This is a genomic window from Streptomonospora arabica (assembly GCF_039531585.1).
In the GTDB taxonomy this organism is placed as follows: Bacteria; Actinomycetota; Actinomycetes; order Streptosporangiales; family Streptosporangiaceae; genus Streptomonospora; species Streptomonospora halophila.
The window spans coordinates 216,356-242,117 of sequence record NZ_BAAAQI010000004.1 but is presented as its reverse complement, the minus strand read 5'-3'; the positions used below and the strand labels follow the sequence as shown (position 1 = coordinate 242,117).

Below are 25,762 nucleotides of genomic sequence, written 5' to 3'. Positions count from 1 at the left end.
ACCACGTCCTCCCGGGTCGTCAGTCGCCGGACGGGCTCGGCGCCGGGGCGGACGGCGTCCCGGCGTCCGGGCGTTCCCCGCCGCCCGCGCGTGCCGGCTCACGGCCACCATAGGCGGGGGCGGGGTCGATCTGCTCCCGGCTCACCCGCTTGCGGAAGACCCAGTAGCTCCACGCCTGGTAGGCCAGGACGAGCGGCAGGAAGACCACCGCCACCCACGAGAGGACGGTGAGCGTGTAGGGGGCCGAGGAGGCGTTGGCCACCGTCAGGTCGTAGGCCGCGTCGGTGGTCGAGGGCAGCACCGCCGGGTAGAGCGACCCGAACAGCGTGACCGTCGCCGCGCCGATCGCGACGGCGGTCGCCGTGAACGACCAGCCCTCGCGCCCCGCGGCGGCCAGGAACGCGCCGGCCACCAGCGCCATCGCGGCCGCGGCGGCGACCGGCAGCGTCCAGGCGGCTCCGTAGGCGTACTGCGTCCACGCCAGGAACCCCGCGCCCGCGGGCACCGCGACGGCCGCCGTGCGCAGTGCGGCCGCGCGGGCGCGGGCCCGCACCGGCCCGGAGGTCTTGAGAGTTAGGAACACCGCGCCGTGCAGGGTGAACACCGCCAGCGTCGTCAGCCCGCCCAACAGTGCGTAGGGGTTGAGCAGGTCGGTGATCCCCGCGGCCACGATGCCGTCGGCGTCCATCGGCACACCGCGCACGAGGTTGGCGAAGAACACCCCCCACAGCACCGCCGGCGCCGTGCTGCCGAAGACGATCGCGCGGTCCCACCAGGCGCGCCAGCGGTCGGTGTCGCCCTTGCCCCGGTACTCGAAGGCGACGCCGCGCGCGATCAGCGCCAGCAGCACGATCAGCAGCGGCAGGTAGAAGCCGCTGAACGCCGAGGCGTACCAGGCGGGGAACGCGGCGAACATCGCGCCGGCGGCCGTGATCAGCCACACCTCGTTGCCGTCCCACACGGGGCCGATCGCGTTGATCATCACCCGCCGGTCGGTGTCGTCCCGGCCGATGAGGGGCAGCAGGACGCCCACGCCGAAGTCGAAGCCTTCGAGGACGAAGTAGCCGGTCCACAGGACCGCGATGGCGATGAACCAGATGTCGGGCAGTTCCATGGTCGTCGGCTCCTAGTAGACGAAGGCCGGCACGGGGGAGTCGGCGGTCTGCTCGTCCTCGTCGTCGCGGTCGGGGATGACGTGGGACGGGCCGGCCTTGACGTAGCGCCACAGCAGCCCGGCCTCGACCACCGCGAGCACGGCGTAGATCCCGGTGAAGGCGGCGAGCGAGAACGCGACGGTGCCCAGGCTGACGCCGGGGGAGACGCTGGCGGCGGTGAGCAGTTCGCCGTGCACGGTCCAGGGCTGGCGGCCCATCTCGGTGAGGACCCAGCCCAGGATGTTGGCGGCCAGGGCGGCGGGCAGCGCGAGGACCGCCGCGTAGTAGAACCAGCGGGTCCGGGGCAGGCGGCGGCGCCGGGTCAGCCACAGGCCCAGCGCGGAGACGCCGACACCGAACAGCCCGAGGCCGATCATCAGCCGGAAGGACCAGTACAGGACGAAGACGTTGGGGATGTAGTTCCCCTCTCCGTAGGTCTGCTCGTACTGCTCCTGCAGGTCGTTCATGCCCTCGACGGTGCCGTCGATCTTTCCGGTGGCCAGGAAGCTCAGCACGTGCGGCACGTTGACGTCGACGACGTTGAGCCGCTCGTCGGTGTCGCCGACGGCGAAGGTCGAGAAGGGGGCGCCCTCCTCGGTCTCCCAGTGCGCCTCGGCCGCGGCCAGCTTCATCGGCTCGTAGGCGGCTGCCAGCTTGGCCTGGTGGTCGCCGGAGTAGACCGCCAGCACGCCCGCGATCAGGGTGACGACCATGCCGGCCCGCAGCGTGGTCCGGAACAGCTCCCGCTCGCGGCCGGCGGGGGTGTTCGCCCCGGGGGCCGGGTCCTCGCCGTCGGTGCCCCCGCCCGGCCCGCTCGGCCGTGAGGTCCAGAGCTTGTAGGCGCTGACCGCGGCGACGAACATCCCCGCGGTGATGAACGCGGCGGAGACCACGTGCAGGTAGGTGGACCACGCCTGGGTGTTGCCCAGTACCGCCCAGATGTCGGTGAGCTGGGCGCGGCCGGTCTCCTCGTCGCGGGTGAAGCCGACCGGGTGCCGCATCCAGGCGTTGGCCGCGAGGATGAAGTAGGCCGACATGTTGGTTCCGACGGCCGCGGCCCAGATGCAGGCCAGGTGGACCCGGCGCGGCAGCCGGTCCCAGCCGAAGATCCACAGGCCGATGAACGTGGACTCCAGGAAGAACGCCAGCAGCGCCTCCATCGCCAGTGGGGCGCCGAAGACGTCGCCGACGAAGCGGGAGTACTCGCTCCAGTTCATCCCGAACTGGAACTCCTGCACGATGCCGGTGACCACGCCCATGGCGAAGTTGATCAGGAACAGCTTGCCGAAGAACTTCGTGGCCCGCAGGTACCGGTACCTGCCGGTGCGGTGCCAGGCGGTCTGCAGCGAGGCGACGATCACCGACAGCCCGATCGTCAGCGGCACGAACAGGAAGTGGTAGACGGTCGTGATGCCGAACTGCCACCGTGCGAGATCCAGAGCGTCCATGCCCGCCTCTCCAAGGGTCCTTATGTAGACGGCCCGTAGTACTACAAACTGTAGTTCTACAGAGCGTCGTAAGTCGACCGGGTTCGGAGAGGGACACGTCACCCGGACCCGCCGCAACGCGGGCGGATCCGGGGATCCGGATACGGAGCGGGGCCGCTCCCGCTGTTACTCGGGATCGACGCCGCGGTCGCGCAGCATGCGCTCCATCAGCTCGATCTCGCTGTTCTGCGCCTCGACCATGCCCTGGGCGAAGTCCACGACCATCTGCTCGCCGCCCAGGTCGGCCTCCGCCTGGGCCATGTCGACGCCGCCCTCGTGGTGGTCGATCATCAGCTGCAGGAAGAGGACCTCGGCCTCCTCGCCCTCCGCCGCGCGGAGCTCGTCCATCTCCGCCTCCGTGGCCATGCCTGCCATCCGCGCCGAGCCCTCGCCGCCGTCACCGCCCCTGCTGCCGCCGTGCCCGCTGTGGCTGCCGTGGCCCTCCATCCAGGCCATGGACGGCTGCGCACCGCGTGCGGGCAGGCCCCACTCGACCAGCCAGCCCTGCATCCGGCCGATCTGCTCCTGCTGCGTGCGGAGGATGTCGGTGGCCAGGGTCCGCAGCACGCGGTCGTCGGCCTCCTCCAGCACGATCAGCGACATGTCCACGGCCTGCGAATGGTGCACGCTCATGTCACGCAGGAATCCCGCGTCGGCGGATCCGTCGACCGGGTACGCGGGCCGTCCGAGCAGGTAGCCGCCGACCAGTGCCACGACGACCAGGGGGACGGCGATCAGCAGCGGCACCGTGCGCCGACGCCGGGCGGGGGCGGCTTCGTCGCCGTCCTGCGAGGTGTCTTCGTCCACGGTCTCTGTCATATGCTCTTCGCCACCTATGGGAACCTTTCCGGCGATACGCGCGTTCGCAAATGGCGCACCGTGCATTGAGCGTAACGGTGTATAACGCGTGACCACCCACCCGGGAGAAGCACAGTGGCCAAGAACGCAGCCGAACGCCGCCGGAAGGCCGAGGAGCGGCGCCGACAGCGCGAGCGCGCGGAGAGGCGGTCGCGCATCGTGCGCGTCACCGCCTTCACGGGGGCCGGAGTGCTCTTCGCCGGACTCGTCGGTTTCGGGATCTGGGTCGCCTACGACCGCGGAGCGGGCGGAGGCGGCGCCGCCCAGGCGTCCGACATCGCGAACCTGCAGACCTTCGAGGGGCTGACCAACCAGCACGTCACCGAACCCGTCGACTACAAGCAGACCCCGCCCGCCGGCGGCGACCACCACGCCGTCTGGCAGAACTGCGGGGTCTACGACGCGCCCCTGTCCTCCATGAACGCGGTGCACTCCCTGGAGCACGGGGCGGTCTGGATCACCTACTCCCCCGACCTGGCCGGGGAGAAGGTCGAGAAGCTGGAGTCCCTCTATAGCCAGGGCAGCTATGTCCTCGTCAGCCCTTACGACGAGAAGGAGATGCCGGCGCCGATCGTGGCCACCGCCTGGGGCAACCGGATCGAGGCCACGTCGCCCGACGACGAGCGGATCACCCAGTTCCTGCGGGCCTTCGAGCGCAGTCCGAACGTGCCCGAGCCGGGCGCGGCCTGCACCGGCGGGCTCGACCTCACTGCGCAGGAGCTGGAGGAGGCCGGCGGCCTCGACGCGCTGACCGGGGGGATGCAGCGCTGAGGGGACGCCCTCCGACCGGCGGCGCTCGCGGACGACGGTTCGCGGGCGCCGCCGCCGTCGCTCCGCCTCGGCCTCAGAGCTCGCCGGGAGGAAGCGCCGGTATCTCCTGCTTGATCAGGTTGCTCACCTCCACCAGGCCCTCGGCGGGCGCGCCGTAGGAGGCCGGAACCGTCATCTCGACGTAGGCCTCGCGCCCCACCGCGGTGAACAGCTCGGGGCGGTCCTCCGAGCCGGGCAGCCAGGCGATCTCGTTGACCACCGTGAGCCGGGAGTCGCGCCGCAGGTTGGCCGGGCTCCCCACACCGCAGCGCAGCGCGATCGGCGGGTCGCCCCACGCCGCCGAGTAGGGGGTCTCGGGCCGGACCTCGACCCGCTCCTGGTCGAAGAGGGTCTGGGGCAGGCGGTTCACGAGCGCGCGGCACATCTCCGCCGCGGCCGGCTCGGGAGTGGGCGCGGGCATCTCCACCGCGCCGGCCGAGCAGCTCGCGAGCACGCCCGCTGCGCAGAGCGCGGCGATCCCCGTCGCGGCACGTCGCATGTCCTCGCCACCGGTCCCCGTCGTGTGCTGGACGATCCCTGCCTGCCGACCCGTGCCCGGCCGCCGCGTCAGATGTTGACGATCGGGCAGGTCAGGGTGCGGGCGATGCCGTCGAGGCGCTGGATCCGCGCGACGACGAGGCGGCCGAGCGCGTCGATGTCGCCGGCCTCGGCCCGCACGATCACATCGTAGGGGCCGGTCACGTCCTCGGCCTGGGTGACCCCGTCGATGGCGGCGATGTCGCGCGCGACATCGGCCGCCCGGCCCGCCTCGGTCTGGACCAACACGTACGCCTGCACCATGGAACCCTCCATTGCTCATCCTCGCCCGGCCGTGCCGATCCCGCCGGTCCGTCCCGGTCCGCCGTCCTGTCCCGCTCGTGCGCCGGACCGCCGGCCGCGCTTGCCTGCCCAGCAGGGTCTAGACCACTGGTGCCGAGGCGTCACCGTACCCTGATAGCTGTGTGGAGCACCATTGGGGAACTGGGCGAATTCGGCCTGATCGAGCGCGTGACGGCCAGATTCCCGCGAACAGGCGACGTAATCCTCGGTCCCGGCGATGACGCCGCAATCGTGACCGCCCCGGATCGGCGCGTTGTGGCCACGACCGACCTGCTGGTCGAGACCAGGCACTTCCGCCGCGAGTGGTCGTCGGCCGAGGATGTGGGGCGCAAGGCCGCCGCGCAGAACCTCGCCGACATCGCCGCGATGGGCGCCCGCCCGACGGCGCTGCTGGTCGGCCTCGCCGCACCGCCCGATCTGCCCGTCGACTGGGCCGACGGTCTCGCTGAAGGCCTGCGCGCCGAATGCGCCTTTGCGGGGGCCGCCGTGGTCGGCGGCGACACCGTCTCCGCGGGCGAGATCACCGTCGCCGTCACCGCGCTGGGCGACCTGCAGGGTCTGCCGGCGGTGCGCCGCGACGGCGCGCTGCCGGGCGACGTCGTCGCCGTCACCGGGTGCCTCGGGCTGTCCTCCGCCGGCTTCTCGCTCCTGGAGGCCGGGATCGGCGGAGCCGAGGACGCGGCGCGGGTGCTGGGCCTGCGGGCGCCTGCGGGCGGTCCCGGATGGCTCGCCTGCCTGCGCGAGCACCGCAGGCCGCGCCCGCCCTACGCGCGCGGCCCCGAGGCCGCGCACCTGGGCGCGCGGGCGATGCTCGACGTCAGCGACGGGCTGGTGCAGGACCTCGGACACATCGCGCGTGCCAGCGGTGTGGGCGTGGACGTCGACTCCGCCGCGCTCGTGCCCGAGCCCGCGCTGTGCGAGGCCGTTGCCCTGCTGGAGGAGCTGGGCCGCCCCGGGCACCCGGCGCTGCAGCGCATGCTCTTCGGCGGCGAGGACCACGCCCTGGCCGCCGCGTTCCCGCCCGAGACCGATCTGCCGCCGCAGTGGCGCCCCGTCGCGGCCGTCACCGCGCCCGGTGCCGGCGGGCCGGGTGTCACCGTCGACGGCGCCGCCGCCGAGCCGCAGGGCTGGGAGCATTTCCGCTGACACGCGCCCGGACCGTCGTTCAGCGGGGCTCGAATCGGCCATTCGCCGACATGCATCTCTTGAGATAACGAATGGGGCAGATCCGGCGAACGTTATGTCATCCGGCGCGGACGCCGGGTTAAGATGTCGGTTTTGAAGGCCAACTCACGCTAAGCTCTGCCTGTTTCTTCAGTCTGCACCGGAACGGGGTCACCGTGCGGCCACGTGGAAGGGACGACCGGTCCCGGGCGGATTCGCCGAAGCCGCGGCCGGACATTTCCGAGCGCATGCGAGCCGACCGCCGCGATCCGCTCGCCGAACGGCCCCAGAGAGGCGCCCACCGCTCCGAGCCCGCGGAGAAGGGCAGGGTGGCCGCCGTCGGCTACTTCCTCGGCAGCACCGTGCCCCGGCGGGTGCAGCCGCCGCGCCTGCTCAACGTGCTGCTGATCTCCGGCGTCACGCTCGCGCTCACCCTCTTCGGCTACAGCACGACCCAGATCTACCTGCGCTTCAGCGAACCCCCCACGGCGCAGGAGAGCAACCCTTCGGCCCCCGGGACGAGCGAGCCGCTGGCCCCCGGCGGCGCCACCGCCGCCCCCGGCCCCGAGGCCACCGCCGGTACCGGCTCCCGAGCGGAGATGGTCAGCGTCGTCTCCTACGAGGCCGTCGAGTCCTCGGCCACCGGGTTCACCGGCGAGGTCACCGTCACCAACACCGGCTCCGCCGTCCTCGACGACTGGGAGCTCGCCCTGGAGTTCGCCGACGCCGAGGTCACCTCGGTATCGGACGCGGAGTGGCGGTCCACCGAGAACGGCATCGTCGCAAGCGAGCCCGCGGACGCCGCCGGGCTGCGGCCGGGGGAGTCGGTGACCGTCAGCTTCACCGCCGAGGGGCGGGCGCAGAACCCGGTCTCCTGCTCGATCAACGCCAGCCCCTGCGACTGGGCCGGCGCCGACTCGGCGCAGAACTGAGCGGAGGCCGAACGGCCGCGCGTCTACGCGGCGGGTCCGCGCTCGCGGCGGATCGGGCCGTCCGGCCGCCGCAGCGCACGCCGAAAAGCGCCACGGCGCGATGCCGTGGCGCTCATGGACGCCGTGGAGCGCGGAGCGGGTCCGCGGTCAGCGATCGACCTTGCCGGCCTTGATGCAGGAGGTGCACACCTGCATGCGCTTGGGCGTACCGCCCACGCGCGTGCGCACGGTCTGGATGTTGGGGTTCCAGCGGCGGCGGGTGCGGCGGTGCGAGTGGGAAACACTGTTACCGAACCCTGGTCCCTTGCCGCAGACGTCGCAGACGGAAGCCACGGTAACTCCATTCAAGCGCTCGGATCCGCACGCGCGCCGATACGGTGCGGACAACCCGAGAGAGGTCTGATGAGCAGGTTGGCGCGGCGCGCCAACCGTCGGAGCGTACACGACGACCTGCGCCGACTTCCAATCGGGAAGGAACGCAGAACGCTTACCGCGCACGCGGGAGCGGGGTCGCCGGAGAGCGTGCCCCGGACCCGGATGCGGGCGGCACGGCCGAGGATCCGGCGCGGACGCCGCACGTCCGCCCACCACTATACCGGCTCGCCCCGGCCCCGGGGACCGCACCCTCGCGCGCGGACGCCCGCGGACGTCGGCACCGGGGTGTAGAAACGCACTAGCGTGCACCGTGAGGCGGTCTGCGAACCGTCCGCCGCCGGCGAGAGGGGGAGACCGGAGTGACCAGCTGGGACGAACCGCTGCGCACACCCTTGGGCGCCACCGCCGCGAAGAAGCTCGCCGGCGAGCTCGGCCTGCACACCGTGGGCGACCTGCTGCGCTACTACCCCCGCCGCTACGCCACGCGCGGCGAGCTGACCGACCTCTCCTCGCTGGCCGAGGGGGAGCAGGTCACGGTCGTCGCCGAGGTCCACTCCGTGCACAAGCGCGACCTGCGCCGCGGTCCCGGGGGCAAGCCCCGCAGCCTGCTGGAGGCGGTCATCACCGACGGCACCGGGCGGCTCACCCTGGCCTTCTTCGCCAAGGTCGGCTACCACCAGCGCGAGCTCGTCACCGGGCGGCGGGGCATGTTCGCCGGCCGCGTCTCGACCTACCGCGGCAAGAAGCAGCTCGCCCACCCCGTCTACGAGATGCTGCCCGAGGACTCCGCCGACGACGGGCGCGCCCGCGAGTTCGCCGAACGCCCCATCCCCGTCTACCCGGCGACCAAGGACCTGCCGTCGATGACCATCGCCCGGTGCGTAAGCCTGGTGCTCGACCAGATCGGCGACTCCGGCCCCGCCGACCCGCTGCCGTCGGACCTGCGTTCCCGGCACCGCCTGCTCGACCTGCGCGAGGCGCTGGAGCGCATCCACCGCCCCGCCGACTCCGACGACATCCCCCGTGCCCGCATCCGCCTGAAGTGGGACGAGGCCTTCGTGCTCCAGGTCGCCCTGGCCCGGCGCCGCCGCGAGGCGGCCGAGGTCGCCGCCCGGCCCCGGCCGGGCCGCTCCGGCGGTCTGCTCGACGCGTTCGACGCCGCGCTGCCGTTCGACCTCACCGAGGGGCAGCGCGAGGTCGGCGCCGCCGTCGCCGAAGGGCTGTCGTCCACCCATCCCATGCACCGGCTGCTGCAGGGCGACGTCGGCGCGGGCAAGACGCTCGTCGCACTGCGGGCCATGCTCCAGGTCGTCGACTCCGGCGGCCAGGCCGCCCTGCTCGCTCCCACCGAGGTCCTGGCCCAGCAGCACCACCGCTCCATCACCGCGATGCTCGGCCCGCTCGCCCAGGCCGGCATGCTCGACGGCGCCGAGAACGCCACCCGGGTCGCCCTGCTCACCGGCTCCCAGGGCGCCGCAGCCCGCCGCGAGAGCCTGCTCGACGCGGCGTCGGGAGCGGCGGGGATCGTCGTGGGCACCCACGCGCTGCTGCAGGAGCACGTCTCCTTCGCCGACCTCGGGTTCATCGTCGTCGACGAGCAGCACCGCTTCGGCGTCGAGCAGCGCGACGCCCTGCGCGAGAAGTCCGCCGAGGGGCGTCCGCACGTGCTCGTGATGACCGCCACACCCATTCCCCGCACCGTGGCCATGACCGTCTACGGCGACCTCGACACGGTGGCGCTGAACCAGGTGCCCGCCGGTCGCGCGCCGGTGTCCACCCACGTCGTGCCGGCGCTGGAGAAGCCCCACTTCCTGGAGCGGGCCTGGCGGCGCGTCCGCGAGGAGGCCGCCGAGCAGCGCCAGACCTACGTCGTCTGCCCGCGCATCGGCGACGGCGACCAGGCCGGGGCCGAGGACCCGTCCCCGGCCGACGGTGCCGAGGCGCCGGGCGACGGCGAGGCGCGCCGCCCGCCGCTGGCCGTGACCGAGGTCGCGAGCGAGCTCGCCGCCGGCCCGCTCGCCGGGCTGCGCGTCGAACCGCTGCACGGCCGCCTCTCGCCCGAGGACAAGGACGCCGCCATGCGCCGCTTCGCCGAGGGGCGCACCGACGTGCTCGTGGCCACCACGGTGATCGAGGTCGGCGTGGACGTCCCCAACGCCACGGTCATGGTGATCACCGACGCCGACCGCTTCGGCGTCTCGCAGCTGCACCAGCTGCGCGGCCGCGTGGGCCGCGGCGGGCTGCCCGGCCTGTGCCTGCTGGTCACTGAGGCCGAGGAGGGCTCGCCCGCACGCGAGCGGCTGGACGCCGTCGCCGCCACCACCGACGGCTTCGCGCTCTCCCGGGTCGACCTTGAGCAGCGCCGCGAGGGCGACGTGCTCGGCGGCGCCCAGTCCGGGCGGCGCTCGTCGCTGCGCATGCTCACCCTGCTGCGCGACGAGGAGCTGATCGGCCGGGCCCGCGAGGAGGCCGCCCGCTACGTCGACGAGGACCCCAAGCTCGAAGGGCACCGGCCGCTGGCCGAGGCCCTCGACGCGCTGCTCACCGAGGAGCGCGCGGAGTACCTGGAGAAGACCTGAGCCCCCGCCGGCCCCGGCCGCGTGTGGCGCCCGCACTCCGCGCGCTACCGTGACCCCCATGACCCGCATCATCGCCGGCGCCGCCCGCGGGCGGCGGATCGCCGTCCCCGGAGGACACGGCACCCGGCCCACCAGCGACCGGGCGCGCGAGGCGCTGTTCGCCTCGGCGCTGTCGGATTTGGGCGGTTTCGACGGGCTGAGGGTGCTCGACCTCTACGCGGGCTCGGGCGCGATCGGCCTGGAGGCGCTCTCCCGCGGCGCCGAGCACGCCCTGCTGGTGGAGTCCGACCGCAGGGCGGTGTCCACGCTGCGCGCCAACATCGCGTCACTGGGGCTGGAGGGCGCCCGCGTGGCCGCCGGTCGCGTGCGCCGGGTGCTGGAGGAGGGGCCGCGCGACGGCGCCTACGACCTCGCCGTGGCCGATCCGCCCTACGCTTCCGGCGACGCCGAGGTCGCGGCCGTGCTGGAAGGGCTGCGCGACCACGCCTGGCTGCACCCCGCCGCGCTGGTGGTGGTCGAGCGCGCCAGCCGGAGCGGCGACCTGGCCTGGCCCGAGGGGTACACCCCGGACCGGGTCCGCCGGTACGGCGAGGCGGCGCTTTGGTACGGTCGCGCAGCGAGCCATTCCGGTCCGCGCTGAGCGCCGCGGCCCGCGCCCCGCGAAGACCGCTCGCCCCGGTAGGGCCCGCGGGCCCACAGGGATCGTCCGTCGAGAGGAACGAGCCAGTGCGTCGCGTCGTCTGCCCCGGGTCCTTCGACCCGGTAACCAACGGACACATCGACATCATCGGGCGCGCCGCGCGGCAGTACGACGAGGTGGTGGCGGCCGTGCTGACGAACGTCAACAAGCGCGGCCTGTTCAGCGTCGAGGAGAAGGTCGCCATGCTCCGCGAGTGCACCGCGGACCTGGAAAACGTGCGGATCTCGCAGTTCAACGGGCTGCTGGTGGACTTCTGCCGCGACAACGGGATCGGCGCGATCATCCGCAGCCTGCGCTCGGTCAGCGACTTCGACTACGAGCTGCAGATCGCCCAGATGAACTACCGCCTGGCCGGGGTGGAGACGCTGTTCATGACGGCCAACCCGCAGTACTCGTTCCTCAGCTCCAGCCTCGTGCGCGAGATCGCGCAGTACGGCGGCGACGTCAGCAGCCTGGTCACGCCCAACGTCGATCAGCGGCTGCGCGACAAGTACAAGGACCGCGAGTCCTCCTGAGGCCCCACCCGCCGCCGGCCGGTCAGCGGGCGGGGCGGGCCCCGGGATCGCAGGGCCCACGGGATCGGCCGCCCGGCGGCCGCCTCCCGGTCTGCCCACCGGCGCGGCAGCGGCCGCGCAGGCGGGCCTTCCGCCGGATTTGGGCCGGGTCTGCGGCCGTAGCTATACTTGCTGATCGGCTGCGCCCTCATCTCGGGCGCGGCCGCTCCGCCTCTACCGAGGTGGTCCGTTCTGTCCGAGAGGTCGTCCCGACGACCACCGACCGCCGCACCCGCCGCGCGGGGGCGGCACTGCCGAAAGCGCGATCACTCTGTCACGTCTAGACGCCCGGGCCCCTCTGGTGGTCGACACCCGGCCGCTGGGGCGCCAACCCGGCTCCATGCGGACCGTCGAGCGCTCCGCGCCCGCACCCGCGCACCTCGCTACGGGGATGGCGCGCGTGCCCGAGGGGGCGCCGATCGAGCTCCAGTTGCGGCTGGAGGCCGTGATGGAGGGGGTCCTTGTCACCGGGAAGGCCCGCGTCGCCTACGAGGCCGAGTGCGCCCGGTGTTTGGACCCGGTGGGCGACACCGTCGAGGCCCCGTTCCAGGAGCTGTTCCGCTATCCCGGCGAGGACGGCCTCGGACCGCAGGACTCGGACACCGAGGACGAGGAAGAGGATTACTATCTAGAGGGCGAACTCCTCGACCTCGACCAAGTGGTGCGCGACGCCGTCGTGCTCTCGCTGCCGCTGTCGCCGCTGTGCCGGGAGGACTGTCCCGGGCTGTGCGCCGAGTGCGGGGTGAAACTCGCCGAGGCCGGGCCCGAGCACGGCCACGGCGAGCGCATCGACCCCCGCTGGGAGGCGCTGCGCGACATCGGCGAGGAGTTCGGCGACCGATGACGAGCCCCGCTCCGCGGTAGCCCCACCACTTCGCCTCCGGGCGGAGGAGGGCCGCCGGAGCACCGTGGCGCTCCCCGGGCAAGCGGGGGCGCCCTGCCAGTAACGCTCCCGCGACCGCGCGGGATGACCCAGGAGGATTGACGTGGCTGTCCCGAAGCGGAAGATGTCGCGGAGCAACACCCGCAAGCGCCGTTCCCAGTGGAAGGCCTCGCGCCCGACGCTGGTCACCTGCCCGCGCTGCCGCGACCCCAAGCTCCCGCACACGGCCTGCCCGACGTGCGGCACCTACAACAACCGCCAGGTCCTCGACGTCTGAGGACTCCGGGCGATGACGACCGGACGGGGGAGCGGCGCCGCCCTACCCCCGTCCGGTCGTCTCGGCTCGCCGGTCTGCGAAAATCGGAGCCGAAAGCGCCGGTTCGGGCATATCCCGAGGCCGTGGTGGCCGCCGGGCAGGGGCAGCGCCCCTCCTCGACGCTCACCTCGCCCTCGAGCGTCCCTGATCGGCTCAGTCGAGCGCAGAGCTAGCGGAGCTGAAGTTGGCCTCCTCCCGCAGCCCAGGCGGCTGGGATATCCGGACCGGCGCCGCGCGTCGGGCGGACCGCCGCCGCGCGGGTTCCACCGGTTCCCGCCCCGCGGACCGGGAGGTCCCGAGTCTCCTCCGGCCGGCACGGCGGTCCCTGCCGTGCCCCGCTCGGCCGCCGCGACATCTTGAACCCAGCGCACACGTTCGATCAGAGTGGCTGAACTCACGGCCCAGGCCGCGATCCGCGCCACCGGGAGCCCCGATCAGGAGTGTGAACGTCGAGTGGCCACACAACTCAACGCGGCCGAGGCCCGCGAGTTCTACCAGGCGATCGGCGTCGAGATCGACGCCAAGGTGCTGGCGCGGGCGCTGACGCACCGCTCCTACGCCTACGAGAAGGGCGGTCTGCCCACGAACGAGCGCCTGGAGTTCCTCGGCGACTCCGTGCTCGGCCTGATCGTGACCGACACCCTCTTCCGCGAGCACCCCGACCTGCCCGAGGGCCAGTTGGCCAAGCTGCGTGCGGCCGTGGTGAACATGCGCGCGCTGGCAGACGTCGCCCGCGGGCTGGGCATCGGCGAGTACATCCGGCTGGGCCGCGGCGAGGAGGGCACCGGGGGCCGCGACAAGTCCTCCATCCTCGCCGACACCCTGGAGGCCATCATCGGCGCGGTCTACCTGGACCGCGGCCTGGACGTCGCCTCCGACTTCGTGCACCGGCTGTTCGACCCGCTCATCGCCACCGCCTCCGGGCTGGGCGCCGGGCTCGACTGGAAGACCTCCCTGCAGGAGCTCACCGCGGCCGAGCTGCTCGGAGTGCCCGAGTACCACGTCGACGAGAGCGGCCCCGACCACCAGAAGACCTTCCGTGCCACCGTGCGGGTCGCCGGAGACGACTACGGCATGGGCGAGGGGCGCAGCAAGAAGGAGGCCGAGCAGCAGGCGGCGGAGTCGGCCTGGAAGGCCATCCGCGCCGCCTCCGCTGCGCGCGCAGAGAAGGCCGAGGCGCTCGACGCCGAAGCCGCCGACACGGCCGACGAGAGCTGAGACCGCCGTGCCCGAGCTTCCCGAGGTCGAGGTCGTCCGCGCCGGGGTCGAGCACTGGGTGGCCGGCCGCACCGTCGACGACGTCGCCGTCCTGCATCCCCGCTCGGTCCGCCGTCACACAGCGGGCGCCGAGGACTTCTCCCTGAGGCTCAAGGAGCGCTCCTTCACCGCCGTCCGGCGCCGCGGCAAGTACCTGTGGCTGGAGCTCGACTCCGGCGATGCGATGCTGGCCCACCTGGGCATGAGCGGCCAGCTGCTGGTCCAGCCGCGCGAACACGCCGCCGAGCGCCACCAGCGGGTGCGCATCGGGCTGGGGCCGGCCGAGCGCGAGCTGCGCTTCGTCGACCAGCGGACGTTCGGCCACCTGATGATCGACCCCCTGGTCGACGACACGCGAGGAGGCTCGGCCGGGGTGCCCGCGGTGATCAGCCACATCGCGCTGGACCCCTTGGACCCGGCGTTCGACGACGACGTGTTCTCCGCCACGCTGCGGCGAAAGCGCACCGAGATCAAGCGCGCGCTGCTGGATCAGTCCCTCATCAGCGGGGTAGGCAACATCTACGCGGACGAGGCGCTGTGGCGCGCGCGGCTGCACTGGGCACGCCCCACGGCGCACCTGCGCCGCCCGCAGGTGAGCGGCCTGCTGGAGCACCTGCGCGACGTGTTGCGCGAGGCGCTCGCCGCGGGCGGCACCTCGTTCGACAGTCTGTACGTGAACGTCAACGGCGAGAGCGGGTACTTCGAGCGCGGACTCAAGGCCTACGGCCGTGCTGGCCAGCCGTGCGGGCGCTGCGGCGCCGCGATCCGGCGCGAGGCGTTCATGAACCGCTCGTCCTACAGCTGCCCGGGGTGCCAGCGCGCTCCGCGGGGCTGAAGCGCGGTACGGCGGACGCGGCCCCGGCGCCGCGTACCGGGCCGCGGGCGGCGGGTGTCCGGCGAGGAAGACGAGGGAGGTTGCGTGGACGCCGAACAGGACTCCGCGGCACGTCTGACGGCATGGGTGCGCGGCCGTGTGCAGGGCGTCGGATTCCGCTGGTGGGTGCGTGCGCGCGCCCTGGAGCTGGGGCTGACCGGCGCGGCGACCAACCTGGACGACGGCAGGGTCGAGGTGGTGGCCGAGGGGCCCCGCAAGCACTGTGAGGAGCTTCTCACCCTGCTGCGCGGCGGCGACACGCCGGGAGAGGTGGCGGGGGTTGTCGATAGATGGGAGAATCCCCGGGGCGCCTTCTCCGGATTCATCGAGCGATGAGTATCCTTGGAGGCGCGACGCGATTCGCGGGCACCCGTCCCGGCGCCGTTATCGGCGATCGGATGCGCGCACGGGGGTGTTCCTGGCCGGATCGTGCGGTGTGATATGCCCGATTACGGTGCGTAACCAACTGTTTCGTTCAACCTTGACCAGCAACGCCCATGGTGAGACTCTGGAAAGCAGACCGCGCGCCTTTCCTTAACCGGGGGCAGCCGAGCAGTTCTGGCGCTCCCGAAGCTCATATGGGCGTGAATCGAATCTGGTCACTCAGTGTGGAGGACCCACATCATGGCGAAGGCTCTGTTTGGCCACGTCGGAGGTCCTGACCCTCAGATGGTTCAGGAGATGCGGCGGCTGCAGAAACGAGTACGTGACCTCGAAGACGAGATCAGTCGGCTTCAGGCGCGAAACGACCAGCTCTCCGCGGCTGTGACCGATGTCGCTGTGCCGGCGACCGATCGCGAGCCCGCGCTCGCCTGAAGCCCCGCGAGAACACGCGACGCGACAACAGGGACGCCCTTCGACCGGCGTCCCTCAGCGTGTCATAGGGGCGGCGAGCGTCCCCGGCCCGAACTAGTGACAGACGGCGATCCTGGACCCGGTCTACCCGGGAACCTGATCGCGCAACCCCCGGCGGCAACGCCGCTCGGCCGCTCCGCACCGTGTGTAGCGGAGCCCCCGCCGATCCCACCCGCGCGTCCCAGCCGCCCCAGGCGGCACGGGGCGCGCCTTCGGGGGGGCGGCGACGCCCACCCCGCACCGGATCCCCCTCCGCGTCTGTGCGGCCCCGCTCCGACATGGGGCGGTTGCGCGGACGCGGCGCACCGGTTCATGGCACCCTTGGTCACTGAGTCGTGCGAGCGCGGCGGGCGAACGTACAGGTAAGGGGGCCGGTGGCGTGTACCTGAAGAGCCTCACGCTGCGCGGTTTCAAGTCCTTCGCCTCGGCGACCACCCTGCGCTTCGAGCCCGGTATCACCACCGTCGTGGGCCCCAACGGCTCCGGCAAGTCCAACGTGGTCGACGCGCTGGCCTGGGTCATGGGCGAGCAGGGCGCCAAGTCGCTGCGCGGCGGCAAGATGGAGGACGTCATCTTCGCCGGGACGTCCTCCCGGGCCGCACTGGGCCGCGCCGAGGTCAGCCTCACCATCGACAACAGCGACGGCGCACTGCCCATCGACTACTCCGAGGTCACCATCAAGCGGACCATGTTCCGCAACGGCGGCTCGGAGTACGCCATCAACGGCGACACCTGCCGCCTGCTCGACATCCAGGACCTGCTCAGCGACTCCGGCATCGGCCGCGAGATGCACGTCATCGTCGGCCAGGGCCAGCTCGACACCGTCCTGCACGCCGGCCCCGAGGAGCGCCGCGCCCTCATCGAGGAGGCCGCGGGCATCCTCAAGCACCGCAAGCGCAAGGAGAAGGCGCTGCGCAAGCTCGACGCGATGCAGGGCAACCTCGACCGCGTCACCGACCTCACCTCCGAGCTGCGCCGCCAGCTCAAGCCCCTGGGCCGCCAGGCCGAGCTGGCGCGCAAGGCCGCCGTCATCCAGGCCGACCTGCGCGACGCCCGGCTGCGGCTGCTCGCCGACGACATCGTCACCCTGCGCGAGGCCCTGGAGAAGGAGGAGGCCGACGAGGCCGCCGTGCGGAGCCGGCGCGAGGCCGCCGAGAAGGCGCTGGCCGACGCCCAGGCGCGCGAGACCACGCTGGACGCCGCGGCCGGCGAGGCCGCGCCGGTGCTGGCCCGCCACCAGGACACCTACCACGGGTTGTCCCGGCTCAAGGAGCGCCTCAACGCCGTCGCCTCGCTGGCGGCCGAGCGCCACCGCAACCTCGCCGCCGAGCCCGAGGAGGCGGGCTCCGGGCGCGACCCCGCCGAGCTGGAGCGCGAGGCCGAGGAGGCCCGCGCCCAGGAGGAGGAGCTGCAGTACCGGCTCGACGACGCCCGGGAGAACCTGGAGGGCGCCGTCGCCGAGCGCACCGCCGCGGAGGAGGCGCTCAAGGCCGAGGAGGAGCGCGTCGCGGCCGCCGCCCGGGCCGCCGCCGACCGCCGCGAGGGCCTGGCCAAGCTCCGCGGGCGCGTCGACGCGCTGCGCAGCAGGCTCGCCGCCAGCGAAGCCGAGGTCGAGCGCCTTGACGCCGCGGCAGTCGAGGCCCGTGAGCGCGCCGAGGCCGCCAAGGAGGAGTACGAGGCGGCCGAGGCGGAGTCCGCCGGTCTCGCCGAGGGCGACGCCGAGCTCGACACCGCTCAGGAGGAGGCCAAGAGCCGCCTGGATGCGATGGACGACCGGCTCAACGAGCTGCGCGAGGCCGAGCGCACCGCCGAGCGCGAGCGCGCAGCCCTGGCCGCGCGCAAGGAGGCCTTGGAGACAGGGCTGAGCCGCAAGGACGGTGCCGCCGCTCTGCTGGAGGCCCGTGACCGCCTGCCGGGCCTTATGGGCTCGCTGGCGGCGCTGGTCGAGGTCGAGGCGGGGCACGAGACCGCCGTCGCGGCCGCCTTCGGCGCCGCGTCGGAGGCCGTCGCCGCCGAGGACGCCGACGCGGCCCGCGCGGCCGTGGAGCTGCTGAAGGAGCAGGACGCCGGACGCGCGAGCGTCGTCGTGGCGGCCGCCGGCCCCGGCGGCACGCCGCGGGCGGACTGGCCCGAGCTGTCCGGCGGACTGCGCTACGCCGCCGACGCGGTGGCGCCGCCGGCGGCACTGCGCCCCGCCGTCACCGCGCTGCTCGACCGCGTCGTGCTGGTCGCCGGCGCCGACCAGGCGCGCGAGCTGCTGTCCGCCCGGCCGGAGCTGCGCGCCGTCACCGCCGAAGGCGACCTCTACAGCGCCGGCCTGGTGCAGGGCGGCTCGGCCAGCGCTCCCAGCCTGCTGGAAGTGCAGGCGGCCGTGGACGAGGCCGCGGAGCGGCTCGACGCCGCGTCCGCCGCGGCCGAGGAGGCCGCCGAGCGCCTCTACGCCGCCAAGGACGAGCGCACCGAGCTCGCCGCCGCCCTGGAGGAGGCCACCGCGCGCCGCCGCGCCGCGGACAAGCAGCGCAACGACGTCGCCCAGCAGCTGGGCAGGCTCGGCGGACAGGCCCGCGCGGCCGCCGCCGAGGTCGAACGGCACACCTCCGCCGCCGCCAAGGCCGCCGCCGGCCGGCAGAGCGACCTCGACGACCTCGCGGCCCTGGAGGCCCGGCTGGGCGAGGCCGAAGCCGAGCCGGTCGACGACGGCGAACCCGACACCGGCCACCGCGACGAGCTGTCCGAGGCGGCCCGCGCCGCGCGCGCGGCCGAGACCGAGTCCCGCCTGGCCGTGCGCACGTCCGAGGAGCGGGTGCGCTCGATCGCCGGGCGCGCCGACGCGCTGCTGCGGTCGGCCGAGGCCGAGCGGGAGGCCCGCCGCCGGGCCGCCGAGCGGCGCGCCCGGCGACGCAGCCAGTCGCGCGTCGCCGAGGCGGTGGCCGAGTCGGCGGCGCGGGCGCTGGAGCGCATCGAGCACTCGCTGGCCGACGCCGACGCCCGGCGCAACCGGGCCGAGGAGGAGCGCGCGGCGCGCGACGCCGAGCTCAAGACGGTGCGCGCCCGAGTGCGCGAGCTGTCGGTGGAGCTGGAGAAGCTGGTCAACGTGGTCCACGGCAGCGAGGTCGCGCGCGCCGAGCGCAAGATGCGCCTGGAGCAGCTGGAGACCAAGGCCGTCGACGAGATGGGCGTCGAGGTCTCCGTGCTCGTCGCCGAGTACGGTCCCCGGGTGCCGGTGCCGCCGCCCTCCGACGCCCAGGAGGACGAGGCGGTCGCCGTGCCCTATGTGCGCGAGGTCCAGGAGAAGCGCGCCCGCGCGGCCGAGCGCAAGCTCAACCAGCTCGGCAAGATCAACCCGCTGGCGCTGGAGGAGTACGCGGCGCTGGAGGAGCGCCACGCCTTCCTCAGCGCCCAGCTGGAGGATCTGAAGAAGACCAAGCGGGACCTGCTCGACGTGGTCGAACAGGTCGACGCGCGCGTGCAGGAGGTGTTCTCGGCCGCGTTCGCCGACGTCGAGCGGGAGTTCGCGCAGATCTTCGGCCGCCTGTTCCCCGGCGGTGAGGGCCGCCTGGTACTCAGCGAGCCCGGCGACATGCTCGTCACCGGTATCGAGGTCGAGGCCCGCCCGCCCGGAAAGAAGGTCAAGCGGCTGTCGCTGCTCTCCGGCGGCGAGCGGTCCCTGACGGCCGTGGCGTTCCTCGCAGCGATCTTCAAGGCCCGGCCGTCGCCGTTCTACGTCATGGACGAGGTCGAGGCGGCGCTGGACGACACCAACCTGCAGCGGCTGCTGGTGATCTTCGACGAGCTGCGGGAGTCGTCCCAGCTCATCGTCATCACGCACCAGAAGCGCACCATGGAGGCCGCCGACGCGCTCTACGGCGTGACCATGCAGAACGACGGGATCTCCCAGGTCATCAGCCAGAAGCTCGACCGCGCCGTACCGGGCCCCTGAGACCGCCGCCGACGGGTCGGCGCCGCTCCGGCGGTCCGGCCGCTCCGGCGTCCGCGTCGGTGCAGGTCGCCGATGGGTCGACCCCCCGCGCGGAGAGCCGCCGTTGAATGCGACTAAACTGGACAAAGTGCTCTGCGGTGCGAACCCGCAGGGCAACGGCACCGTGCGAGCGAAGTCCGGTGCGGGACCGGCCCGGCCGGCCCGCGAACCCGGCGCTGCCCCGCAACTGTGAGACCCGCCGGCGGGCGGGTGAGCCAGGCCGCCTCCGCGGTGCCGCGGCCCACTGTCCTCGCGGGAGGGCGGACCGCACCGCGCCGCGCGCGGGCTCCGCCTCTCCACCGCGCCCACCGAGACCCCTGAAGGAGCCCCGTGCCAAGCGCACGCCGCCTGCCCGCAGCACTGCTGCTGGCGGCACTCACGCTCTCCGCCTGCGGCGGCCCGCAGAACTCCGGCCAGGACGACCAGGCCTCCGGCGGCCAAGGCGGCTTCCCCGTCACGGTCGAGGACGCCACCGGCGAGGTCACCCTCGAATCCCCGCCGAAGCGCATCGTCTCGCTGTCGCCCACGGCCACCGAGATGCTCTTCGCCGTCGGCGCCGGAGACGACGTCGTCGCGGCCGACGAGTACTCGAACCACCCCGAGAACGCCCCCACCACCGACCTGTCCGGGTTCACCCCCAGTGTCGAGGCCGTCAGCGAGTACAACCCCGACCTGGTGGTGCTCGCCCGCGACGCCGCGGAAGCCGCGCAGCAGCTGCGCACGGTGGACGTCCCGGTGCTGGTGATCCCCGCCGCCACCACCCTGGACGAGGCCTACGGGCAGATGCGCATGCTCGGCAGGGCCACCGGCCGCCCGGAGAAGGGCGACGAGGTCGCCGACCGGGTGAAGTCGCAGGTGGACGAGATCGCCGAGCAGACCGCCGACGAGATCGGCGACGCCGACCTGAGCATCTACCACGAGCTGGACGAGGGCATGTACTCGGCCACCTCCGACACGTTCATCGGCCAGCTCTACGACCGCTTCGGCGTGCAGAACATCGCCGACTCCGCAGAGGACACGGCCGGGGGATACCCCCAGTTGTCCTCGGAGTACGTCGTCGAGCGGAACCCGGACCTGATCTTCTTGGCCTACGGGGGCGAGGGCGCCGTACGGGCCGTGAGCAACCGGCCGGCCTTCGACGAGATCACGGCCGTACGCAACGACGACATCGTCCGCCTCGACCCCGACATCTCGTCGCGCTGGGGGCCGCGCGTGGTCGGTCTGGCCGAAAGCGTCTCCGAGGCCCTGACCGCCGCCGCCCAGGAGGGGTAGCGCGGGTGAGCAGGAAGCGGGCGGCCTGGCTGTGGCCGCCGCTGGGGCTGGTGCTGCTGGCCGTCAGCGCGCTGATGGGCGTGGCCGCCGGCGCCGCGTCCATCAGCCCTCTCGACATCGCCGGGGCGCTGTTGGGGCGGCTGCCGTTCACCTCGGTCGACTCGCCGCTGAGCGGGCTCCAGGAGGCGGTGCTCGTCGAGCTGCGGCTGCCCCGCGTCGTGGTGGGCGCGCTGGTGGGCGGGCTGCTGGCCAGCGCCGGCGCCGCCTATCAGGGCGTCTTCCGCAACCCGCTGGCCGACCCGTTCCTGCTGGGCGCGGCCGGGGGCGCCGGCCTGGGCGCGACCCTCGTGCTGGCCTTCGGCCCCCAACTACTGGACTCGCCGCGCGCCCTCGTGCCGGTGGCGGCCTTCGCCGGCGCACTGGCGGGGGTGGCCGCCGCCTACGCACTGGGCACCATCGCCGGCGGCAGCGGCACGACCACCCTGGTGCTGGCCGGAGTGGCGGTATCGTCCTTCCTCTCGGCCGGGCAGAACCTCGTGCAGATGATCCGGGTCGAGGACCTGCGCCTCATCTACGCCTGGATGATGGGCGGGCTCGGCCGCGGCGGCTGGGACGACGTGGCGATGATCGCTCCCTATGCCGCGGTGAGCGTGCTGGTGCTGCTGGGCTGCGGATATCTGCTCGACCTGCTGGCCCTCGGCGACGAGAAGGCGCTCAGCCTGGGGCTGAACGCCACCGGCGCGCGGATCCTGGTGATCGCCGCGGCGTCGCTGGCCACCGCGGCGGCGGTTTCGGTCAGCGGCCTGATCGGTTTCGTGGGCATCGTCGTGCCGCACATCGTCCGGCGCCTGGTGGGCACCGGGTACCGGATGATCCTTCCCATGTCGCTGCTGACCGGCGCGGCGTTCCTGATCCTGGTGGACATCGCCGCCCGCACCCTGATCGCGCCCGCCGAGCTTCCGCTGGGCGTGGTGACCGCGTTCCTGGGCGCCCCGTTCTTCGTGTTCATCCTGCGGACGACACGCAACAGAGCCGGCTGAGACACCGGCGCGTGACCTGATCGCAAGGGGTGGTCTGGGAGACTGGAAGCCGTTGTGGCTCCTCCCCGGTCCGAGGCTTGAGCGCGGCATCGGCTTCCAGGGCGCACACACACGCTAGGAGACTGATGGACTACACGATCTTCGCCGTAATCATCTTCGTCGTCGCCCTCCTGGTGGTCGGCGGCGCGTTCCTGATCCGGCCGCGGCGCACGGAGACCCCGCCGGAGCCCCCGGCCGGGGAGCGCGAGGGCGGCGCCGCGGGCACGGCGACGGCGGAGCCCGACGAGGAGACCGGGGAGCGGGAGCGCGCCCCCGGTACCGCAGCGCTGGCCGAAGCCGAGGCACCGGCCGTACCCGAGATCGAGACCCCGCCGCCGTCGGCGGGGCGCCTGGTGCGGCTGCGCGCCCGCCTCGCGCGCTCGCAGAACGCCTTCGGCCAGGGCCTGCTGAGCCTTCTGTCGGCGGACAAGCTCGACGAGTCCGCGTGGGAGGAGATCGAGGACACGCTGATCACCGCCGACGTCGGCGTGACCTCGGCGGCGCAGATCGTCGACAGCCTGCGTACCAAGGTCAAGGTGCTGGGCAGCCGCACGCCCGAGGAGGTGCGGGGCCTGCTGCGCGAGGAGCTGCTCGCCCAGATCGACACCGACCAGGACCGGGCCGTGCACACCGAACCGCACCCCGGAGCGCCCGCGGTCGTCATGGTCGTCGGGGTCAACGGCACCGGCAAGACCACCACGACCGGCAAGCTCGCCCGGGTGCTGGTGGGAGACGGCCGCAGTGTGGTGCTGGGCGCGGCCGACACCTTCCGCGCCGCCGCGGCCGACCAGCTGGAGACCTGGGGCTCGCGCGTCGGCGCGCCCGTCGTGCGCAGGGACGAGGGCGCCGACCCGGCGAGCGTGGCCTTCGAGGCGGTCGCGCGGGGCGTGGACGACGGCGCCGACACGGTCATCGTCGACACCGCCGGCCGCCTGCACACCAAGACCGGGCTGATGGACGAGCTCGGCAAGGTCAAGCGCGTCATCGAGAAGAAGAGCCGGGTCGACGACGTGCTGCTGGTGCTGGACGCCACCACCGGGCAGAACGGCCTGCGCCAGGCGCGGGTCTTCGCCGAGGTGGTCAACATCTCCGGCATCGTGCTCACCAAGCTCGACGGCACCGCCAAGGGCGGCATCGTGATCCAGGTCCAGCGCGAGCTGGGCGTGCCGGTCAAGCTCGTCGGCCTGGGCGAGGGGCCCGACGACCTGGCGCCCTTCGACCCCGAGGCGTTCGTCGACGCGATCCTCGAAGGCGGTCCGGAAGGCGCGGGGACCGAGTAGTGAGGCCCCGGTACCGCCCGACCGGCGGTATCGGGGCCTTCGCCTGCGGCACGGCCGACCGGGGCCCGGTCGGCCGACCCCGCTAGACCAGGACGTCGCGCCGGGCGAACACGGCGGTGCCCAGCGCCGCCAGCACCAGCGGGATCGCCGCCAGCACCGCGGTGTATCCGGCGTCGACCCCGTTGACCAGCGGCTCGGGGTCGAGCGCGTAGTAGAAGGGCGAGAGGAACCGCAGCCACTCCAGCTGCTCCTGCTGCAGCGCGAAGGTGTTGCCCAGATAGCCCACCACTGCCAGCACGGCGGCACCACCCATCGCGTAGGCCCGCCGGCCGGTGATCGCGCCGAGGGCCAGCGCCGCCGCTCCGTAGCTGAACCCGATCAGCGCCGTGGCCAGTGCCGCCGCGGCGATCCTCGCCACCGCGATGCCGAGGTCGAGTGCGGGGCCCAGCGCCACCAGCACCACCCAGACGGTCGCGCCCAGCAGTGCGACGAACACCGCAAGCGCGGCGAAGCGCTGCAGGAACACCCGGTAGCGGCTGACCGGGTGGGCCAGTACCAGCTCCAGGCCGCCTTCCTCCTCCTCGCCGGCCACGGCGCGGGTGCCGACGGCGATCGCGGCGATGGTGACCAGGATCGGCGTCAGCAGGCCGAACACGGTGCTGCCCAGGTAGCCCTCGGCCGTGGACAGGTCGCTCCAGCCCATGGACTCGGCGAGTTGGGGCATCTGCTGGACGAAGGCCTGCATCGCCTCGTCGGTCTCGCGCATCGACGGCCAGAAGGAGCTGTAGAGCGCGGTCACGGCGCCGACGCCGATCATCCAGCCGACGATCCCGCGCCGGCTGTCCATCAGGAACCTGCCGAAGATGTCATGCAGCAGCATCGGAGCCCTCCTCCTGCGGCCCGGTGCCGCGGCCGTTGTTGTAGTGGGTGAAGAACAGCTCCTCCAGGTCCGGCTCCTCACTGGTGAGCCCGAGCACCGTGTGCGCCGCCGCCGCCTTGACCAGTGCGTCGGGGCTGCCCTCGACCGTGCAGGTCAGGGTGGTGCCGTCCGCGGACGCGTCGCGCACGTGGTCGAGCCGGGCGAACTCCGCGGCGTCGACCGGCGCGGCGAAGGTCAGCGTGACCCGGCGCAGCGCCCGCTCCCGCAGGTCGTCCATGTCCTCCAGTGCGACGATCCGCCCGGCGCGGATGATCGCCGCCTGGTCGGCGACGTCCTGGACCTCGCTGAGGACGTGCGAGGACATGAACACCGTGCGGCCGTCCTCGCGGACCTCGCGCACCAGGTTCAGGAACTCCTGCTGCAGCAGCGGATCCAGGCCGCTGGTGGGCTCGTCGAGGATCAGCAGCCGCGGCCGGTGCATGAACGCCTGCACGAGGCCGACCTTTTGCTTGTTGCCTTTGGACAGGCCGCGTACCGGCCGGTTCAGGTCCAGATCGAAGCGCTTTGCCAGCGCGTCGATCTCGCGCCGGTCGACGCCGCCGCGCAGGTGCCCCAGGAACGACAGCAGTTCCCGGGCCGGGCGCCTGCTGGTCATGGGCAGCTCTCCCGGCAGGTAGCCGATGTCGCGGCGCAGACGCACCCCCTCGCGGCGGGGGTCGCCGCCGAGCAGGGTGACCTCGCCCGCGTCGCGGCGGATGAGGTCCAGCAGTACCCGGATCGTGGTGGTCTTGCCGGCCCCGTTGGGACCGAGGAAGCCGAAGACGTCGCCTTCCGCGACGGCCAGGTCGACTCCCGAAAGGGCGCGGTGGCGCCCGTAGCTCTTGGTCAGCCCTGTGCAGCTGATGACCGGTAGGGGATGAGCGGTCATGGCATTGTCTCGATTCTGCGCTGGCCACCGGTTCCCGGCTCGGACACCGGGAACCGCATGGTCGTTCCCGTGAGGGCGGTGCAGGCGGCCGGCGCGCCGCGGCGCGGGAGCACCGCACCCCGCTGCCGCCGGTGCGCAGCACGCATCGGAGGGGTGGCGGGGCGGGCGGCGGCCGCCGAACGGGCCGGTCCGCCGAAGGTGCGCCGTGTGCGTTTAGCGCGCCGGAACGCCGGTGCGGGCCGCAGCGATCGGTACCGCCGGCCGCCCGGTGCGGTCGGTCGGTCCGTGCTGCGGCCGCGGCGGGCGGGGCCGGGCAGCCGGCACGCCTCCGGTACCGAAGGCGGGCGGGGGCCGACCGGCGCCGCGCCGAAGGATCGACCCGTCGCCGACGGCACGGCCGGGAGAGGACGCGGCGCTTCGGGGCGCCGCGCCGTGCGCGTCAGATCGGACGCGCCGCGCTTCCCGCGTGCTCGGGGGTCGGCGCATGGGCCGCCGGGACGCGGCCGGCCGTCCGGGACGGCGCCGCGTACCCCTCTGCGGTGCCCGCGGGCGGGTCCCGCGGACTCTCTTCGGCCTTGAGCATCGCTCTTCGCGTCCGTTCGAGCGGCTGGATGTGCGCACTGCCACCATTCCCCACAGCACGCCGCTTCAGCCGGGGCCTAGCGCGTTCTTAACGACGGTCCGCACGCCGACCGGCGCCGCGCGT

24 protein-coding genes are annotated in these 25,762 nt (G+C 73.2%); 16 read left to right on the top strand and 8 right to left on the bottom strand.

The window, feature by feature from the left end:
- Window positions 1-19 precede the first annotated feature (19 nt).
- The 3 genes from cydB to ABD284_RS09495 form a co-directional block, all read right to left on the bottom strand.
- Window positions 20-1,114 carry a cytochrome d ubiquinol oxidase subunit II gene (cydB, locus tag ABD284_RS09505; protein ID WP_344142276.1) on the bottom strand — a complete coding sequence of 365 codons (1,095 nt, stop codon included), beginning with the start codon at window positions 1,112-1,114 and terminating at the stop codon, window positions 20-22.
- 12 nt (window positions 1,115-1,126) lie between these two features.
- Window positions 1,127-2,602 (bottom strand): cytochrome ubiquinol oxidase subunit I, encoded by a 1,476-nt coding sequence (locus ABD284_RS09500; protein WP_344142275.1) that lies wholly within the window; start codon window positions 2,600-2,602, stop codon window positions 1,127-1,129.
- Between the two features lie 165 nt (window positions 2,603-2,767).
- Window positions 2,768-3,460 carry a DUF305 domain-containing protein gene (locus ABD284_RS09495; protein ID WP_344142273.1) on the bottom strand — a complete coding sequence of 231 codons (693 nt, stop codon included), beginning with the start codon at window positions 3,458-3,460 and terminating at the stop codon, window positions 2,768-2,770.
- 114 nt (window positions 3,461-3,574) lie between these two features.
- Here ABD284_RS09495 and ABD284_RS09490 point away from each other — a divergent pair, with 114 nt between their 5' ends.
- Window positions 3,575-4,270, top strand: a complete 696-nt coding sequence (locus ABD284_RS09490) for a thioredoxin-like domain-containing protein (protein WP_344142272.1) — start codon at window positions 3,575-3,577, stop codon at window positions 4,268-4,270.
- A 73-nt stretch (window positions 4,271-4,343) separates the two neighbouring features.
- Here ABD284_RS09490 and ABD284_RS09485 read toward each other — a convergent pair whose 3' ends face one another.
- Together ABD284_RS09485 and ABD284_RS09480 are read right to left on the bottom strand one after the other, a co-directional pair.
- Window positions 4,344-4,808 (bottom strand): DUF3515 domain-containing protein, encoded by a 465-nt coding sequence (locus ABD284_RS09485; RefSeq protein ID WP_344142271.1) that lies wholly within the window; start codon window positions 4,806-4,808, stop codon window positions 4,344-4,346.
- 68 nt (window positions 4,809-4,876) lie between these two features.
- Window positions 4,877-5,110, bottom strand: coding sequence for an Lrp/AsnC family transcriptional regulator (locus tag ABD284_RS09480; RefSeq protein ID WP_344142270.1), 234 nt, complete (start codon window positions 5,108-5,110; stop codon window positions 4,877-4,879).
- A 159-nt stretch (window positions 5,111-5,269) separates the two neighbouring features.
- Here ABD284_RS09480 and ABD284_RS09475 point away from each other — a divergent pair, with 159 nt between their 5' ends.
- Both ABD284_RS09475 and ABD284_RS09470 read left to right on the top strand, forming a co-directional pair.
- The gene (locus ABD284_RS09475) at window positions 5,270-6,295 is read left to right on the top strand and encodes a thiamine-phosphate kinase (RefSeq protein ID WP_344142269.1); all 1,026 of its coding nucleotides are present in this window, start codon (window positions 5,270-5,272) and stop codon (window positions 6,293-6,295) included.
- Window positions 6,296-6,561: 266 nt separating this feature from the next.
- Window positions 6,562-7,245, top strand: coding sequence for a cellulose binding domain-containing protein (locus ABD284_RS09470; RefSeq protein ID WP_344142268.1), 684 nt, complete (start codon window positions 6,562-6,564; stop codon window positions 7,243-7,245).
- 147 nt (window positions 7,246-7,392) lie between these two features.
- Here the strand turns inward: ABD284_RS09470 and rpmB are convergent, their stop codons facing one another.
- The gene (gene rpmB / locus ABD284_RS09465) at window positions 7,393-7,578 is read right to left on the bottom strand and encodes a 50S ribosomal protein L28 (RefSeq protein WP_184636557.1); all 186 of its coding nucleotides are present in this window, start codon (window positions 7,576-7,578) and stop codon (window positions 7,393-7,395) included.
- Window positions 7,579-7,979: 401 nt separating this feature from the next.
- Between rpmB and recG the strand changes: the two genes are divergently transcribed.
- The 13 genes from recG to ftsY all read left to right on the top strand — a co-directional run bounded on the left by recG (window position 7,980) and on the right by ftsY (window position 23,248).
- The gene (gene recG, locus ABD284_RS09460; protein WP_344142266.1) at window positions 7,980-10,199 is read left to right on the top strand and encodes an ATP-dependent DNA helicase RecG; all 2,220 of its coding nucleotides are present in this window, start codon (window positions 7,980-7,982) and stop codon (window positions 10,197-10,199) included.
- A 58-nt stretch (window positions 10,200-10,257) separates the two neighbouring features.
- Window positions 10,258-10,839, top strand: coding sequence for a 16S rRNA (guanine(966)-N(2))-methyltransferase RsmD (rsmD, locus tag ABD284_RS09455; RefSeq protein WP_344142264.1), 582 nt, complete (start codon window positions 10,258-10,260; stop codon window positions 10,837-10,839).
- 86 nt (window positions 10,840-10,925) lie between these two features.
- Window positions 10,926-11,414, top strand: a complete 489-nt coding sequence (gene coaD / locus ABD284_RS09450; RefSeq protein ID WP_344142263.1) for a pantetheine-phosphate adenylyltransferase — start codon at window positions 10,926-10,928, stop codon at window positions 11,412-11,414.
- Window positions 11,415-11,754: 340 nt separating this feature from the next.
- A complete protein-coding gene (locus ABD284_RS09445; protein ID WP_344142262.1) occupies window positions 11,755-12,297 on the top strand; it encodes a YceD family protein in 543 nt (180 codons plus the stop codon).
- 142 nt (window positions 12,298-12,439) lie between these two features.
- On the top strand, window positions 12,440-12,613 hold the full coding sequence (gene rpmF / locus ABD284_RS09440) for a 50S ribosomal protein L32 (protein WP_344142261.1): 174 nt from the start codon (window positions 12,440-12,442) through the stop codon (window positions 12,611-12,613).
- Window positions 12,614-13,105: 492 nt separating this feature from the next.
- Window positions 13,106-13,870, top strand: coding sequence for a ribonuclease III (rnc, locus tag ABD284_RS09435; RefSeq protein WP_344142259.1), 765 nt, complete (start codon window positions 13,106-13,108; stop codon window positions 13,868-13,870).
- A gap of 7 nt (window positions 13,871-13,877) precedes the next feature.
- Window positions 13,878-14,744, top strand: a complete 867-nt coding sequence (gene mutM, locus ABD284_RS09430) for a bifunctional DNA-formamidopyrimidine glycosylase/DNA-(apurinic or apyrimidinic site) lyase (protein ID WP_344142258.1) — start codon at window positions 13,878-13,880, stop codon at window positions 14,742-14,744.
- Window positions 14,745-14,828: 84 nt separating this feature from the next.
- A complete protein-coding gene (locus tag ABD284_RS09425) occupies window positions 14,829-15,119 on the top strand; it encodes an acylphosphatase (RefSeq protein WP_344142257.1) in 291 nt (96 codons plus the stop codon).
- 288 nt (window positions 15,120-15,407) lie between these two features.
- Complete coding sequence (locus ABD284_RS09420) at window positions 15,408-15,599, top strand: hypothetical protein (RefSeq protein WP_344142256.1); 192 nt, start codon at window positions 15,408-15,410, stop codon at window positions 15,597-15,599.
- Window positions 15,600-16,017: 418 nt separating this feature from the next.
- Window positions 16,018-19,578, top strand: coding sequence for a chromosome segregation protein SMC (gene smc / locus ABD284_RS09415; protein WP_344142255.1), 3,561 nt, complete (start codon window positions 16,018-16,020; stop codon window positions 19,576-19,578).
- A gap of 369 nt (window positions 19,579-19,947) precedes the next feature.
- A complete protein-coding gene (locus tag ABD284_RS09410) occupies window positions 19,948-20,889 on the top strand; it encodes an ABC transporter substrate-binding protein (RefSeq protein ID WP_344142254.1) in 942 nt (313 codons plus the stop codon).
- Window positions 20,890-20,894: 5 nt separating this feature from the next.
- Window positions 20,895-21,929: a FecCD family ABC transporter permease gene (locus tag ABD284_RS09405; RefSeq protein ID WP_344142252.1), complete on the top strand. Its 1,035-nt coding sequence runs from the start codon at window positions 20,895-20,897 to the stop codon at window positions 21,927-21,929.
- Window positions 21,930-22,054: 125 nt separating this feature from the next.
- The gene (ftsY, locus tag ABD284_RS09400) at window positions 22,055-23,248 is read left to right on the top strand and encodes a signal recognition particle-docking protein FtsY (RefSeq protein ID WP_344142251.1); all 1,194 of its coding nucleotides are present in this window, start codon (window positions 22,055-22,057) and stop codon (window positions 23,246-23,248) included.
- Between the two features lie 82 nt (window positions 23,249-23,330).
- Here ftsY and ABD284_RS09395 read toward each other — a convergent pair whose 3' ends face one another.
- Window positions 23,331-24,128, bottom strand: a complete 798-nt coding sequence (locus tag ABD284_RS09395; protein ID WP_344142249.1) for an ABC transporter permease subunit — start codon at window positions 24,126-24,128, stop codon at window positions 23,331-23,333.
- On the bottom strand, window positions 24,115-25,056 hold the full coding sequence (locus ABD284_RS09390) for an ABC transporter ATP-binding protein (RefSeq protein WP_344142247.1): 942 nt from the start codon (window positions 25,054-25,056) through the stop codon (window positions 24,115-24,117). The genes ABD284_RS09395 and ABD284_RS09390 overlap by 14 nt, the downstream gene beginning before the upstream one ends.
- Window positions 25,057-25,762: the final 706 nt, after the last annotated feature.

Coding starts and splice junctions, on each gene's coding strand:
- cydB (WP_344142276.1), bottom strand. CDS start 1,114: ATGGAACTGCCCGACATCTGGTTCATCGCCATCGCGGTCCTGTGGACC.
- ABD284_RS09500 (WP_344142275.1), bottom strand. CDS start 2,602: ATGGACGCTCTGGATCTCGCACGGTGGCAGTTCGGCATCACGACCGTC.
- ABD284_RS09495 (WP_344142273.1), bottom strand. CDS start 3,460: ATGACAGAGACCGTGGACGAAGACACCTCGCAGGACGGCGACGAAGCC.
- ABD284_RS09485 (WP_344142271.1), bottom strand. CDS start 4,808: ATGCGACGTGCCGCGACGGGGATCGCCGCGCTCTGCGCAGCGGGCGTG.
- ABD284_RS09480 (WP_344142270.1), bottom strand. CDS start 5,110: ATGGTGCAGGCGTACGTGTTGGTCCAGACCGAGGCGGGCCGGGCGGCC.
- ABD284_RS09470 (WP_344142268.1), top strand. CDS start 6,562: ATGCGAGCCGACCGCCGCGATCCGCTCGCCGAACGGCCCCAGAGAGGC.
- rsmD (WP_344142264.1), top strand. CDS start 10,258: ATGACCCGCATCATCGCCGGCGCCGCCCGCGGGCGGCGGATCGCCGTC.
- ABD284_RS09420 (WP_344142256.1), top strand. CDS start 15,408: ATGGCGAAGGCTCTGTTTGGCCACGTCGGAGGTCCTGACCCTCAGATG.
- ftsY (WP_344142251.1), top strand. CDS start 22,055: ATGGACTACACGATCTTCGCCGTAATCATCTTCGTCGTCGCCCTCCTG.
- ABD284_RS09395 (WP_344142249.1), bottom strand. CDS start 24,128: ATGCTGCTGCATGACATCTTCGGCAGGTTCCTGATGGACAGCCGGCGC.
- ABD284_RS09390 (WP_344142247.1), bottom strand. CDS start 25,056: ATGACCGCTCATCCCCTACCGGTCATCAGCTGCACAGGGCTGACCAAG.